Source organism: Streptomyces sp. NWU339, from assembly GCF_003143855.1.
Classification (GTDB): domain Bacteria; phylum Actinomycetota; class Actinomycetes; order Streptomycetales; family Streptomycetaceae; genus Streptomyces.
In genome coordinates this window covers 44,919-58,114 of record NZ_QFRK01000001.1, presented here as the reverse complement: position 1 = coordinate 58,114, position 13,196 = coordinate 44,919, and the positions used below count along the sequence as shown (strand labels likewise).

The following is a 13,196-nucleotide window of genomic DNA, read 5'->3' as shown; positions in this document are numbered from 1 at the left end:
GGACACGGCTCCGCCCCGGCCGGGCGTCGTGCCGGCCGGGGCGGAACCAGTGGGCTGTTTGCCCGAATTGATCGGATTGCTTGGATTACGTCAGCTGAGGGAGGCCAGGGCCTCGTTCCAGGTGGCGGACGGACGCATGACGGCGGCGGCCTTGGCCGGGTCGGGCTGGTAGTAGCCGCCGATCTCGGCCGGCTCGCCCTGGACGGCGATCAGCTCGTCGATGATCTTCTGCTCGTTCGCGGCGAGCGTCTCGGCGAGCGGGGCGAAGGCCTTCGCCAGGTCCGCGTCGTCGCTCTGCCCGGCCAGCTCCTGCGCCCAGTACAGGGACAGGTAGAAGTGGCTGCCGCGGTTGTCGATGCCGCCGAGACGACGGCTCGGGGACTTGTCCTCGTTGAGGAAGGTCGCCGTGGCCCGGTCGAGGGTGTCGGCGAGGACCTTGGCCCTGGTGTTGCCCGTGGTCGTCGCGAACTGCTCCAGGGACGGAACCAGCGCGAAGAACTCACCGAGGGAGTCCCAGCGCAGGTAGTTCTCCTTGACCAGCTGCTGCACGTGCTTGGGCGCGGAGCCGCCCGCACCCGTCTCGAACAGGCCGCCGCCCGCCATCAGCGGGACGACCGACAGCATCTTGGCGCTGGTGCCCAGCTCCAGGATCGGGAACAGGTCGGTCAGGTAGTCGCGCAGCACGTTGCCGGTGACCGAGATGGTGTCCTCGCCGCGGCGGATGCGCTCCACCGACAGCTTGGTGGCCTCCACCGGGTTCAGGACGCGGATGTCCAGGCCCTCGGTGTCGTGCTCCGTGAGGTACTGCTCGACCTTGGCGATCAGGTTGGCGTCGTGGGCGCGGGTCTCGTCCAGCCAGAAGACGGCCGGGGCGCCGGTGGCGCGGGCGCGGGTGACGGCGAGCTTCACCCAGTCGCGGATCGGCGCGTCCTTGGTCTGGCAGGCACGGAAGATGTCGCCGGCGGAGACGGTCTGCTCCAGGACGACCTCGCCGGCCTGGTCGACCAGGCGGACGGTGCCGGTGACCGGGATCTCGAAGGTCTTGTCGTGGCTGCCGTACTCCTCGGCCTTCTGCGCCATCAGACCCACGTTCGGGACCGAGCCCATCGTGGACGGGTCGAAGGCGCCGTTGGCGCGGCAGTCCTCGATCACGGCCTGGTAGACGCCGGAGTAGCTGGAGTCCGGCAGGACGGCCAGGGTGTCGGCCTCCTGGCCGTCGGGTCCCCACATGTGGCCGGAGGTGCGGATCATGGCCGGCATGGAGGCGTCCACGATGACGTCCGAGGGGACGTGCAGGTTGGTGATGCCCTTGTCGGAGTCGACCATCGCCAGCTCCGGGCCCTCGGCGAGCTCGGCGTCGAAGGACGCCTTGATCTCGGCGCCCTCGGGCAGGCCCTCGAGGCCCTTGTAGATGCCGCCCAGGCCGTCGTTCGGGCTGAGGCCGGCCGCGGCGAGCTGCTCGCCGTACTGCGCGAACGTCTTCGGGAAGAAGGCGCGCACCACGTGGCCGAAGACGATCGGGTCGGAGACCTTCATCATCGTGGCCTTCAGGTGCACGGAGAACAGCACGCCCTCCTGCTTGGCGCGGGCCACCTGGGCGGTGAGGAACTCGCGCAGCGCGGCGACCCGCATCACGGAGGCGTCGACGACCTCGTCCTTCAGGACGGGTACGGACTCGCGCAGCACCGTGGTGGTGCCGTCGTCGCCGAGCAGCTCGATGCGCAGCGCACCGTCCGCGGCGATCACCGCGGACTTCTCGGTGGAGCGGAAGTCGTTCTCGCCCATGGTCGCCACGTTGGTCTTGGACTCGGCGGTCCAGGCACCCATGCGGTGCGGGTGGGTCTTGGCGTAGTTCTTGACCGAGGCGGGGGCGCGCCGGTCGGAGTTGCCCTCGCGCAGGACCGGGTTCACGGCGGAACCCTTGATCTTGTCGTAACGGGCGCGGACCTCGCGCTCCTCGTCGCTCTGCGGGTCGTCCGGGTAGTCCGGCAGCGCGTAGCCCTGGCCCTGCAGCTCGGCGATCGCGGCCTTGAGCTGCGGGATCGACGCCGAGATGTTCGGCAGCTTGATGATGTTGGCCGCGGGCGTCTTCGCCAGCTCACCGAGCTCGGCGAGGGCGTCCGGGATGCGCTGGTCCTCGGTGAGGTACTCCGGGAACACGGCGATGATGCGTCCGGCCAGCGAGATGTCGCGCGTCTCCACGGCGACACCGCCCTGCGCGGCGTACGCCCGGACCACCGGCAGGAAGGAATACGTCGCCAGGGCCGGGGCCTCGTCAGTGTGCGTATAGATGATGGTCGAGTCAGTCACCGGGTGCTCCGCTCCACGTCTGCAACATTGCTCGACATCAAGATATCCCGTTCGCGGTCCGGGCTCGACAGGGGTGTCGGCGGCGAAGGCGATGTGGGGCAGCCGCCCGTTGGTCGGGTTCGGCCTGCGGCTCCTTGACAGTCCCACCCGGACACGCTCAAGGTTTGTCCGGACAAGCGGGGACGGATGTTGAACGAATGACGGAACGGTCCGGGGACGGAACGGTCCGGGGAAGGGCTCGCATGGTGGATACGCTCGGTGTCGCCGTCGTCGGATTCGGCTGGATGGGGCGGGTGCACACCCAGGCGTACGCGCGCGTGCCGCACCACTACCCGCAGCTCGCCCTGCGCCCTGAGCTGATCACGGTCGCCGAGGAGGTGCCGGGCCGGGCCGAGGAGGCCGCCGCGCAGTTCGGGTTCGCCGGCACGACCCGGGACTGGCGCGAGGTGGCCGCCGATCCCCGGGTCCGGGCGGTCAGCATCACGGCCCCGAACTTCCTGCACCGCGAGATCGGTGTCGCGATGGCGGAGGCCGGGAAGCACATCTGGATCGAGAAGCCCGTCGGTCTCACCGCCGAGGACGCCCGCGCGGTGGCCGACGCCGTCGCCAAGGCCGGTGTCCGCAGCGCGGTCGGCTTCAACTACCGCAACGCGCCCGCCGTCGAGGCGGCCCGCACCCTGATCGCCTCCGGTGACATCGGCACCGTCACCCATGCCCGCATCCGCCTGTTCAGCGACTACGCCGCCCATCCCGAGTCCGCGCTGACCTGGCGCTACGAACGGGAGCGCGGCGGCAGCGGAGTCCTCGGCGACCTGGCCTCGCACGGCGCCGACCTGGCCCGCTTCCTGCTCGGCGACATCGCCTCGCTGACCGCCGACACGGCGATCTTCCTGCCGGAACGGGCCCGTCCGGCCGGTGCCACGGCCGGCCACTCCCGCGCCACCGGCGGCGAACTCGGCCCGGTGGAGAACGAGGACTACGTGAACTGCCTGCTGCGCTTCGCCTCCGGCGCACGCGGGGTGCTGGAGGCCTGCCGGGTCTCGGTCGGCGAGCAGAACAACTACGGCTTCGAGGTGCACGGCACCAGGGGCGCCGTGTTCTGGGACTTCCGCCGGATGAACGAACTCGGCGTCAGCCGCGGCACCGCGTACCAGGACCAGCCGGTGAGCACGGTCTACGTCGGTCCGGGCGACGGCGAGTTCGGCGCGTTCCAGCCGGGCGCGGCGAACGCCATGGGCTACGACGACCTCAAGGTCGTCGAGGCGTACCGGTTCCTGCGTTCCGTCGCCGAGGACACCGAGCACGGCGCCACGCTCGCCGACGCCGTGCGCAGCGCGGCCGTACTGGACGCGATGGTGCGCTCGGCGGAGAGCGGAGCATGGGTCAACGTACCGTCGGTGTAGGAATGTCGGTGGGCATGTTGTACGGCGTGACCACCTGGATCGGGGACGGCAGGGTGGGGCCCGCGGGCGGCAGGGCGCCGTGCGCGCGCATCACGATGTGGCAGGCCTCGCGCAGGTCCTGGCGCAGGTCGTGGTGGAGCACCGCGGACAGCCGGTGCTCGCGCAGCAGCCGGGTGTTGTCGTGGTCGAGGTCGTGTGCGACGAACACGGCGCACTCCCGCCCGGCGTCCTCGAAGGCACGCAGGGTCGCGATGTTGCCGCCGCCGATCGAGTAGACCGCGCGGATGTCCGGGTCGTGGTCCAGGGCGGCCCGGACGAGGTCGTACTGGGTGGTGTCCAGGCCCTGGCCCTCGGCGATCTCGACGAGGGCGCGCCCGGGGTGCCGGGCGCGCATGGCAGCCCGGAAACCCATCTCGCGTTCCTCCTCGTTGCGGAAGAACCCGCTGCTGAGGCTGGTGAGCACATTGCCGGGCCGGTCTCCCAGCCACTGGCCCACCAGATACGCGGCGGTGGCGCCCGCGGCCCGGTTGTCACTGCCGACACAGCCGACCCGGGCGCTCGTCGGCAGGTCGGTCACCAGGGTGACCACCGGGATGCCCGCCGCGGCGAGCCGGCCGACGGCGGCGGTGATCCCGGGGACGTCCGGCGCCTTGAGGATCACGCCCTGCGAGCCGCGCCGGGCGATCCGGTCGAGGACGGCGGTCAGCTCGTCGGCGGGGCCGGTCTCGCGGAAGTGGAAGCGGGAGCGGACCACCGCCGGGTGCAGCGCGGGCAGTTCGGCCTCCAGGGCGGTGCGCACGGCGGTGGAGAACCGCTCGGGCGACTGCATCACGATGTCCACCATGAACGTGCGGCCGACCAGCCGGACCTGGGTGCGCTGCCGGTCCAGGTCGGCGATCGCGCGGCGCACCTCCTGCGCGGTGCTGTCCCGCACCCCGCCGCGGCCGTTGAGGACCCGGTCGACCGTGGCCTCGCTCAGCCCTGCCTGACGTGCGATTTCCCTGATCGGGAAGGGGTGGCCCATGCTCCGGCTCCTGAGGCTTCTGAGGGGTTTTTGATGGCTGACTGATGGTTGTTCGAAGGCTTTGTACTGACAAGAATGGCAGAGCCGAGTCCCCCCGTGACCCGAAAGGACGAACATGTCCTTCTCCACCGCTCCCACCCCGGCCCAGCCGTCCACGGAGCAGCGGCCCTGGCTGTCCGAGCAGGACTGCGACCTGGATGTCTTCCGTGCCCTGGTCGAGCAGACCACGGAAGGCGCCGACTACCCGCACGCCTCGGCCGTGGAGCAGAACGTGCTGCTCTACGACGCCGACCGGCTCGCCCTCGCGGACCGCCGCGACGCGCAGGCCGAGCTGGTGCGCGCCCTCTTGGGCGGCCCCGGCATCGTGGTCGTCCGAGGTGCCTTCCCCGACCCGGCGGTCGTGGACCGGGCCACCGCCGTGTTCGACGCCCTGATCGCCGAGCAGCGCGCCACGGGCGCCACCGCCGGCGACCACTTCGCCAAGCCGGGCGCCAACGACCGGGTGTGGAACGCCCTGGAGAAGACCGCCCTCCACGACCCGCAGACCTTCGCGGACTACTACGCCAACGACGTGATCGCCCTGGTCTCCTCGGCCTGGCTCGGCCCCGGCTACCAGGTCACCTCCCAGATCAACGTGGTCAACCCGGGCGGCGCCGCCCAGACCGTGCACCGCGACTACCACCTGGGCTTCCTCTCCAACGAGGTCGCCGCCGCCTACCCGGCGCAGGTGCACCACCTCTCCCCCGTGCTCACCCTCCAGGGCGCGGTCGCGCACTGCGACATGCCCGTCGAGTCCGGTCCCACGCTGTACCTGCCGCACTCTCAGAAGTACGGGCCCGGCTACCTCGCCTGGCGGCTCCCCGAGTTCCAGGCGTACTTCGAGGAGCACCACGTGCAGCTGCCGCTCGCCAAGGGCGACGCGGTCTTCTTCAACCCGGCGCTGTTCCACGCCGCCGGCGCCAACCACTCGGCGGACATCCGGCGCATGGCCAACCTGCTCCAGGTGTCCTCCGCGTTCGGGCGGGCCATGGAGACGGTGGACCGCGAGGCCGTGACCGGAGCCGTCTACCCGGCGCTGCTCAAGGGCCGGGCGGAGGGCGCCGGCGAGCAGTGGCAGGAGAACGTGATCGCGGCGAGCGCCGAGGGCTACCCCTTCCCCACCAACCTCGACAACGACCCGCCGGCCGACGGTCTGGCCCCGCCCTCGCAGGCCGACCTCGTGCGGCGGGCGCTGCGCGAGGAATGGACCGCGCGGACCCTGCGGGACGCCCTGCGGGCCGCCGCCAAACGGCGCGACAGCTGAAAGGACCCGGACCCCGGAGCACAGTCATGGGACTTCTCGACGACAAGGTCGTCCTCGTCAACGGCGGCAGTCAGGGCATCGGCGCCGCCGTCGCGCGGGCCGCCGTCCGCGAGGGGGCGGCCGTGGCCGTCACCGGGCGCCGTACCGAGCCCGGTGAGGCCCTGGTGGCGGAGCTGACGGCCGCGGGCGGCGAGGCGATGTTCGTCCGCGCCGATCTGGCGGACGCCGAGCAGGCGAAGGGATCCGTCACCCGGGTGGTGCGGGCCCACGGCCGGGTCGACTGCCTGGTCAACTCGGCGGGGCTGACCTCGCGCGGCACGCTGCTGGACACCACGCCGGAGCTGTTCGACCAGCACGTCGCGATCAACCTCAAGGCACCGTTCTTCGCCATGCAGGCCGCCGTGGCGGACATGGTGCGGCGCGAGGCGCCCGGCACGATCGTCAACATCATCACGTCGTCGGCGCACGGTGGGCAGCCCTTCCTGGCGCCCTATGTCGCCGCCAAGGCCGGGCTCATGGGCCTGACGCGGAACGCCGCCCACGCCCACCGCTGGGACCGGATCCGGATCAACGGCCTGAACATCGGCTGGACGGCGACCGAGGGCGAGGACGCCACCCAGCGCACCTTCCACGCCGCCGGGGACGACTGGCGCGAGCGGGCCGCCGCCCGGCTGCCGATGGGACGGCTGGGCCGGCCGGACGAGATCGCCGACTTCGTGGTCCTCCTGCTGTCCGACCGCTCCGGGGTGGTCACCGGCTCCGTGATCGACTGGGACCAGAACGTCCTCGGCGGCCTCGACTGACCTCCCCCGCTCTGCCGCAGTCCGCTCGTACGCGCCCCGCATCCCCGCATCCCCGCATTCAAGGAGCACCACCCCCATGCGCATCGGAATCCTCGGCCTCGGCCGCATCGGCGCCTTCCACGCCGAGACCCTCTCCGGGCTCGACGCCGTCGAGTCGCTCGTCGTCTCCGACCCGTTCGCGGACGCCGCGAAGGCCGCCGCGGACCGGTTCGGCGCCGAGGTCGCCGACTCCCCCGAGGCCGTGCTCGCGGCCGGGGTGGACGGCGTGGTGGTCGCCGCGGCGACCGACGCCCACCCGGGGCTGATCCTCGCCTGTGTGGATGCGGGCGTCCCCGTGTTCTGCGAGAAGCCCGTGGCCGGCACGATGGCCGAGGGCGTACGGGTACTGAAGGCGGTCGGGGGCCGGGACGTGCCGATCCAGATCGGCTACAACCGCCGTTTCGACGCCGCCTTCGTCGCCGCGCGGGCCGCCGTGCGCAGCGGCGAACTCGGCACGCTGCACACCGTGCGCTCCACCACGCTGGACCCGGCGCCGCCGCCGGCCGCGTACATCGCCGCGTCCGGCGGCATCTTCCGTGACTGCTCCGTGCACGACTTCGACATCATCCGCTGGGTGACCGGCCGTGAGGTGACCGAGGTGTACGCGGTGGGCGGCAACCGGGGTGCCGACTACATCAAGGAGGCGGGCGACGCCGACACCACCGGCGCGATCCTCACCCTGGACGACGGCACCATCGCCGTGGTGTCCAACAGCCGCCACAATGCCCGTGGTTACGACGTCCGCATGGAGATCCACGGCTTCAAGGACTCCATCGCGGTCGGCCTGGAGGACAAGCTGCCGCTCCGGTCGGTGGAGCCGGGCGTGACGTTCCCCGCCGGCACCCCGCACGACTTCTTCATGGACCGCTTCACCGCGGCCTACCGGGCCGAACTGACCGCGTTCACCGAGGTCGTGGCCGGGTCCCGCCCCTCTCCGTGCACGATCGAGGACGCGCTGGAGGCGGGCTGGATCGCGGAGGCGTGCACCCTCTCGCTGCACGAGCACCGCCCCGTCACCCTCGAGGAGGTACGTCAGGCATGAGCGAGGGGCCGTCCTTGCGAAGGACGGCCCCCCACCCACGCATCATGTGGTCTCACCGGTACAGCGGGGGCTTCTCCACCAGTTCGACCGCGACCCGGCCGCCTTCCTCCAGGGCCCGGACGCCGGCCTCGCAGACGGCGGCCGCCGCGTAGCCGTCCCAGGTGCTGGGGCCGGTGACCTCGCCCCGACGGGTGGTGTCCACCCAGGCCTGGACCTCGTCGTCGTAGGCCTGGGCGAAGCGTTCGGCCCAGTCCTGGGCGATGGTGCCGCCCCAGCGGCCGGCCATGTTGGTGACCAGGTCGTGGCCGTCGCCGATGCGGGCGGTGCCGCGTTCGCAGACCACCTCGGCCTGGACCTGGTAGCCGAAGCCGCAGTTGACGAAGATCTCGACGTCACTGAGCGCGCCGCCGTCGGTCTCCAGGACGACGAACTGCGGGTCGCGCAGTCCGTCCGGGGCGCCGGCGGAGGGGGTGGGGCGCAGCACCGTGACCGCAGTGATCTCGTGGCCCAGCAGCCAGCGGGTGGCGTCCACCTCGTGTGCCACGGAGTCGCTGATCAGCATGGAGCTGGTGAAGAACGGCGGGCTGGCCACGTTGCGGTGCCGGTTGTGGAGCATCAGCGGGCGGCCCAGCTGCCCGCTCTCCAACAGGGCTTTGAGGCGGACGTACTCGGCGTCGTAGCGGCGCATGAAGCCGACCTGGACGCGGCGGTGGCCGAGTGCCTGTTCGGCTTCCATGACGCGCAGCGCGGAGGCCGCGTCGGGGGTGAGGGGTTTCTCGCACAGCACGGGCAGGTCGTGCTCGAACGCGGTGAGCAGGGCCGCCTCGTGGGCCGGCCCCGGGGAGGCGATGAGAACGGCGTCGACGTCGGCCGCCGCCATCGCGGCGGCCGGGTCGGTGTGGGCGGTGCAGCCGTCGACGCCGGCGGCCACCGCCTTGGCCCGTTCCGCGTCGGTGTCGACGACGGCGGTGACCCGCGCGCCGCTGATGACCCGGTCGATACGGCGCACATGGTCCGCGCCCATGCGGCCCGTGCCGATGACGGCGATTCCCAGGGGTTCCTGCCGGTTCATGTCGTCGCCTCCCCTTTCCGGGTGGTCGGGTGTTTCCGGGTGGTCGGGCTCCTCGCCGTCAGGCGCCGCAGGAGCGGAGGAACTTGCGGGTGCGGACCGCGATCGGCAGCGGCTTGTCCGGTTCGCAGGGGTACATGTCCTGCTCGACGATCGCGAACAGGTCCACGTCCAGCTTCTGGGCGGCCGTGAGGACCGGGCCCAGCTCCGGTACGCCGGCGGGCGGTTCGCACATCACGCCGCGCTGCACGGCGGGGCCGAACGGGATCTCGTTCTCGACCACGTCGGCGAGGATCTCCGGGTCGACCTGCTTGAGGTGCAGATAGCCGATGCGTTCGCCGTAGGTCTCGATCAACTTGACGCTGTCGCCGCCGCAGTAGGCGTAGTGGCCGGTGTCGAGGCAGAGGTTGACCAGGGAGGAGTCGGTGGAGTCGAGGAAGCGCTCGACGTGTTCCTCGGTGTCGATGTGGGTGTCGGCGTGCGGGTGGACCACGATGTCGAGACCGTAGGTGTCCCGCACCTCCCGTGCGAGGCGTTCCATGCCCCGGGTGAGGTGGCTCCACTGCTCGGTGGTGAGCTCCGGGGCCTCCAGGATCTCGGCGGTCCTGTCGTCGCGCCAGAAGGACGGGATGACGACGAGGTGCTTGGCGCCCATGGCCTGGGTGAGGGAGGCGACCCGGCCGACCTGTTCCCAGGTGGACTCCCACTCGGAGGGGCCGCGGTGCAGTCCGCAGAAGATGGTGCCGGCGGAGACCTTGAGGTGCCGCTTCTCCACCTCGTCGGTGAGGCGGGCGGGGTCGGTCGGGAGGTAGCCGTAGGGGCCGAGTTCGATCCAGGAGTAGCCGGCTTCGGCGACCTCGTCGAGGAAGCGTTGCCAGGGCACCTGCTGCGGGTCGTCGGGGAACCAGACGCCCCAGGAGTCGGGGGCGGAACCCACCCGGATGCGGTCGAGCGCGACTGCCATGTCAGGACTTTCCTTCCGGGGATGCCGCTGCGGGGGTCTGGAGGTCTTCCGCCTCGGGGAGCTCCTCCACGTCGACGCCTCGCACCTGCGCCAGTTCGTGCTTGAGGGCGGCGAGTTCGGTGCCGCCGGCCATGTGGTTGGTGAGTTCCTCGAGGGTGACGTCGCTGCGGGAGGCGGAGAGTTCCATGGTGCCCAGGCGCAGGACGCTGAAGTGGTCGCCGACCATGTAGGCGTGGTGCGGGTTGTGGGTGATGAAGATGACGCCGAGGCCGCGGTCGCGGGCGGCGGCGATGTACTTCAGCACCACACCGGACTGTTTGACGCCGAGCGCGGCGGTGGGCTCGTCGAGGATGAGGACGCGGGCGCCGAAGTAGACGGCACGGGCGATGGCCACGCACTGGCGCTGGCCGCCGGAGAGGGTGCCGATGGGCTGCTCCAGGTCGTCCAGGACGATGCCCATGTTGCGCAGTTCCTCGTCCGCGGTCCTCTTCATCCGGTCGATGTCGAGGCGGCGGACGGGCCAGGGTCCCCTGGTCATCTCGGAACCGAGGAAGAAGTTGCGCCACACCGGCATCAACGGGACGACGGCGAGGTCCTGGTAGACGGTGGCGATGCCCTTGTCGAGGGCCTCGCGCGGGGTGGAGAAGCGTACCGGGGCGCCGTCGACGAGGAACTCGCCCTCGGTGTGCTGGTGCAGTCCGGAGACGATCTTGATGAGGGTGGACTTGCCGGCGCCGTTGTCCCCGAGGACGCAGGTCACCTTGCCGGGGTGGACGGCCAGGTCGACACCGTGCAGGGCGCGGATGTTGCCGTAGGACTTTCCGGCGCCGCGGAGTTCGACCAGGGGGTGCTCCCCGTCCGGGGCGGTGTCCTTGGGGACGGCACCGTGGGTGCCGGTCGTGTCGTCGGTCATCGCTGTCACCTCCGGGTCGCCGTGCGCTGGACCCACAGATTGATGAGGACGGCGCCGAGGAGCATGACGCCGAGGAATGCCTTGAACCAGTCGGGGTTCCAGCCGGCGTAGACGATGCCCTGCTGCACCATGCCGAACATGAAGGCGCCGAAGACCGGGCCGATCGCGGAGCCGTAGCCGCCGGTCAGCAGGCAGCCGCCGATCACCGCGGCGGCGATGTAGATGAGCTCCTGGCCCACGCCCTCGCCGGACTGCACGGTGTTGAAGGAGAACAGCTGGTGCATGCCGACGAACCAGGCGCCGAAGCCGACCAGCATGAACAGGGAGATCTTGGTGAACGTCACCGGCACGCCCACGGCACGGGCGCTCTCCTTGTTGCCGCCGACCGCGAAGATCCAGTTGCCGTACTTGGTGCGGAGCAGCACCCAGGAGGCGAGGACGGCGAAGACCAGCCACCACACGACGGTGATCTTCACCTGGATGCCGCCGACCTCGAAGCTCGAGGCGAAGACGGCCTTGGCCTGGTCGAAGCCGTCCATGTCGCTGATGTCGTCGGTCGCGACGTTCCCGGTGACCAGCTTGGTCACCGCCAGGTTGACGCCCTGGAGGATCAGGAAGGTGCCCAGGGTGACCAGGAAGCTCGGCAGGCCCGTCTTGACGAGGAACCAGCCGTTGAACATGCCGACCGCGAGGGACACCACGAGGGCGACGATCACGCCCACCCAGATGTTCATGGTCAGCTGGTAGCTGAGCATGCTCGCGGTGAGCGCCGAGGTGATCACCGCGACACCGGCCGACAGGTCGAACTCGCCGCCGATCATCAGCAGCGCCACCGGCAGCGCCATGATGCCGATGGTCGACGACTGGTACAGGATGTTCGCCATCGAGCTGCCGTCGCGCATCGGCGGGGCGGTGAAGAGGAAGAAGACCAGGACGGCGACGGCGCCGAGGAAGACGCCGACCTCGGGCCGGGCGAGCAGGCGCAGCGCCAGCGGGCGCCGCACCGTCCGGCCGTCGGTCTCCTTCGGGCCGGAGGCCGGCGGTGGGGTCACCGCCGGCTCAGCCTGTCGGGTCATGCTCATCACCGAGTGCCCTTCGCGGCGTACTCGGAGACCGCGTCGACGTTGGACTTCTCGACGAACGCCGGGCCGGTCAGCACCGGCTGCTCGCCGCCACCGCTGTAGTTGCCGTTGTTCTCGTAGAGCCACAGGCCGTCGATGGCGAGGTAGCCCTGGAGGTAGGGCTGCTGGTCCACGGCGAACTCGATGTCGCCGGCCTGGATCGCCTTGGTCAGGTCCTTGTTGAGGTCGAAGGTGGCGACCTTCGCCTTGCTGCCGGCGTCACCCACCGACTGCACCGCGGTCGGCGCGAACGGGGCGCCGAGGGTGGCGACGTAGTCGATGGCGGAGTCCTGCTTGAGCTTGGCGGTGATCGTCGACTTCACCGACGGCATGTCGGTGCCGTTGACGTTGAGGATCTGGGTCTTGCCCTCGAAGGTCTTCTTCAGTCCGTCGCAGCGCTGGGTCAGGCCGACGTTGCCCTGCTCGTGGACGACGCAGACGGTGTTCTTCGCGCCCACCTCGTTCAGCTTCTTGCCGAAGGCCTCACCCGCGACGGACTCGTCCTGGCCGAAGAACTCGAGCAGGCCGAGGTCCTTCCAGTCGCTCAGGCCGGAGTTGAGGCCGACGACGGGTATGCCGGCCTTCGTCGCCTTGGCTATGACGCTCTTGAGCGCGTCCGGCTTGGCGAGGGTGACGGCGATGCCGTCGACCTTCTGGTCGATCGCGTTCTGCACCAGGTTGGCCTGGTTGCCCGCGTTCGGGTCGGCGGAGTAGACGAGCTTGACGTTGTCCTTGGCGGCGGCGGCCTCGGCGCCCTTGCGGACGATGTCCCAGAAGGTGTCACCGGGCGCCTGGTGCGTGACGAGGGCGACCGTCATGCGGGGCGTGCTCGCCTTGCCCGCCGAGGAGGCGTCCGCGCCTTCCTCGGACTTCTTGCCGCCGGAACCGCTGGAGCAGCCGGTGAGGGTCAGGGCAGCCGCCGCGGCCACCGCGACGAACGGCGCGATTCTGCGGGGGTGGTTGTGAGAAGAGCGGTCCATCTTTGCCTGCACCTCGCTGGGCTACGCGGAAAAAGGGCGGGTCCCGAGGATCCTCCCCGGAGCCTCGGACGTCCGGTCTGTCGTGCGAAACGGCTGTCGTGCTGGGACGGGATCAAATCCCTTGATGCGCACTCTGTCAATACTTTGTTAAGACATCATTTCACTAGCTAGTCCGAATGTAAGTACAAACTATTGACAGCGTCGCCCTCCGCGACCTACACCTGA

At 70.5% G+C, this 13,196-nt stretch carries 11 protein-coding genes; 4 read left to right on the top strand and 7 right to left on the bottom strand.

Annotation, left to right across the window (positions count from 1 at the left end; genetic code table 11):
- Positions 1 to 90 precede the first annotated feature (90 nt).
- On the bottom strand, positions 91 to 2,310 hold the full coding sequence (locus tag DIZ27_RS00295; protein WP_109376223.1) for an NADP-dependent isocitrate dehydrogenase: 2,220 nt from the start codon (positions 2,308 to 2,310) through the stop codon (positions 91 to 93).
- A 242-nt stretch (positions 2,311 to 2,552) separates the two neighbouring features.
- On the opposite strand from DIZ27_RS00295, the gene DIZ27_RS00290 reads away from it, so the two are divergent.
- Complete coding sequence (locus DIZ27_RS00290; protein ID WP_109376222.1) at positions 2,553 to 3,713, top strand: Gfo/Idh/MocA family protein; 1,161 nt, start codon at positions 2,553 to 2,555, stop codon at positions 3,711 to 3,713.
- Here DIZ27_RS00290 and DIZ27_RS00285 read toward each other — a convergent pair.
- Entirely contained in the window at positions 3,694 to 4,737 is a 1,044-nt protein-coding gene (locus tag DIZ27_RS00285; RefSeq protein WP_109376221.1) for a LacI family DNA-binding transcriptional regulator, read from the bottom strand. The genes DIZ27_RS00290 and DIZ27_RS00285 overlap by 20 nt on opposite strands.
- A 115-nt stretch (positions 4,738 to 4,852) precedes the next feature.
- On the opposite strand from DIZ27_RS00285, the gene DIZ27_RS00280 reads away from it, so the two are divergent.
- The 3 genes from DIZ27_RS00280 (at position 4,853) to DIZ27_RS00270 (ending at position 7,924) form a co-directional block, all read left to right on the top strand.
- Positions 4,853 to 6,040: a phytanoyl-CoA dioxygenase family protein gene (locus DIZ27_RS00280; protein ID WP_109376220.1), complete on the top strand. Its 1,188-nt coding sequence runs from the start codon at positions 4,853 to 4,855 to the stop codon at positions 6,038 to 6,040.
- A gap of 26 nt (positions 6,041 to 6,066) precedes the next feature.
- The gene (locus DIZ27_RS00275) at positions 6,067 to 6,843 is read left to right on the top strand and encodes an SDR family oxidoreductase (protein ID WP_109376219.1); all 777 of its coding nucleotides are present in this window, start codon (positions 6,067 to 6,069) and stop codon (positions 6,841 to 6,843) included.
- A 76-nt stretch (positions 6,844 to 6,919) separates the two neighbouring features.
- On the top strand, positions 6,920 to 7,924 hold the full coding sequence (locus DIZ27_RS00270; RefSeq protein WP_109376218.1) for a Gfo/Idh/MocA family oxidoreductase: 1,005 nt from the start codon (positions 6,920 to 6,922) through the stop codon (positions 7,922 to 7,924).
- 52 nt (positions 7,925 to 7,976) lie between these two features.
- Here the strand turns inward: DIZ27_RS00270 and DIZ27_RS00265 are convergent, their stop codons facing one another.
- From DIZ27_RS00265 to DIZ27_RS00245, 5 genes are read right to left on the bottom strand one after another with little or no spacing between them, the layout of a single operon-like run.
- Positions 7,977 to 8,996: a Gfo/Idh/MocA family protein gene (locus DIZ27_RS00265; RefSeq protein ID WP_109376217.1), complete on the bottom strand. Its 1,020-nt coding sequence runs from the start codon at positions 8,994 to 8,996 to the stop codon at positions 7,977 to 7,979.
- Between the two features lie 58 nt (positions 8,997 to 9,054).
- The gene (locus tag DIZ27_RS00260; protein WP_109376216.1) at positions 9,055 to 9,957 is read right to left on the bottom strand and encodes a sugar phosphate isomerase/epimerase; all 903 of its coding nucleotides are present in this window, start codon (positions 9,955 to 9,957) and stop codon (positions 9,055 to 9,057) included.
- Position 9,958: 1 nt separating this feature from the next.
- Entirely contained in the window at positions 9,959 to 10,870 is a 912-nt protein-coding gene (locus DIZ27_RS00255; RefSeq protein ID WP_109376215.1) for an ATP-binding cassette domain-containing protein, read from the bottom strand.
- Positions 10,871 to 10,875: 5 nt separating this feature from the next.
- Positions 10,876 to 11,952, bottom strand: a complete 1,077-nt coding sequence (locus tag DIZ27_RS00250; protein ID WP_109376214.1) for an ABC transporter permease — start codon at positions 11,950 to 11,952, stop codon at positions 10,876 to 10,878.
- Complete coding sequence (locus tag DIZ27_RS00245) at positions 11,952 to 12,971, bottom strand: sugar ABC transporter substrate-binding protein (RefSeq protein ID WP_109376213.1); 1,020 nt, start codon at positions 12,969 to 12,971, stop codon at positions 11,952 to 11,954. Before DIZ27_RS00245 ends, DIZ27_RS00250 begins: the two co-directional genes overlap by 1 nt.
- Between the last annotated feature and the right edge of the window lie 225 nt (positions 12,972 to 13,196).

Excerpts from the sequence above, each read along its gene's own strand:
- DIZ27_RS00260 (WP_109376216.1), bottom strand. The coding sequence starts at position 9,957 with ATGGCAGTCGCGCTCGACCGCATCCGGGTGGGTTCCGCCCCCGACTCC.
- DIZ27_RS00280 (WP_109376220.1), top strand. The coding sequence starts at position 4,853 with ATGTCCTTCTCCACCGCTCCCACCCCGGCCCAGCCGTCCACGGAGCAG.
- DIZ27_RS00250 (WP_109376214.1), bottom strand. The coding sequence starts at position 11,952 with ATGAGCATGACCCGACAGGCTGAGCCGGCGGTGACCCCACCGCCGGCC.
- DIZ27_RS00270 (WP_109376218.1), top strand. The coding sequence starts at position 6,920 with ATGCGCATCGGAATCCTCGGCCTCGGCCGCATCGGCGCCTTCCACGCC.
- DIZ27_RS00275 (WP_109376219.1), top strand. The coding sequence starts at position 6,067 with ATGGGACTTCTCGACGACAAGGTCGTCCTCGTCAACGGCGGCAGTCAG.
- DIZ27_RS00245 (WP_109376213.1), bottom strand. The coding sequence starts at position 12,971 with ATGGACCGCTCTTCTCACAACCACCCCCGCAGAATCGCGCCGTTCGTC.
- DIZ27_RS00255 (WP_109376215.1), bottom strand. The coding sequence starts at position 10,870 with ATGACCGACGACACGACCGGCACCCACGGTGCCGTCCCCAAGGACACC.
- DIZ27_RS00285 (WP_109376221.1), bottom strand. The coding sequence starts at position 4,737 with ATGGGCCACCCCTTCCCGATCAGGGAAATCGCACGTCAGGCAGGGCTG.
- DIZ27_RS00265 (WP_109376217.1), bottom strand. The coding sequence starts at position 8,996 with ATGAACCGGCAGGAACCCCTGGGAATCGCCGTCATCGGCACGGGCCGC.
- DIZ27_RS00290 (WP_109376222.1), top strand. The coding sequence starts at position 2,553 with ATGGTGGATACGCTCGGTGTCGCCGTCGTCGGATTCGGCTGGATGGGG.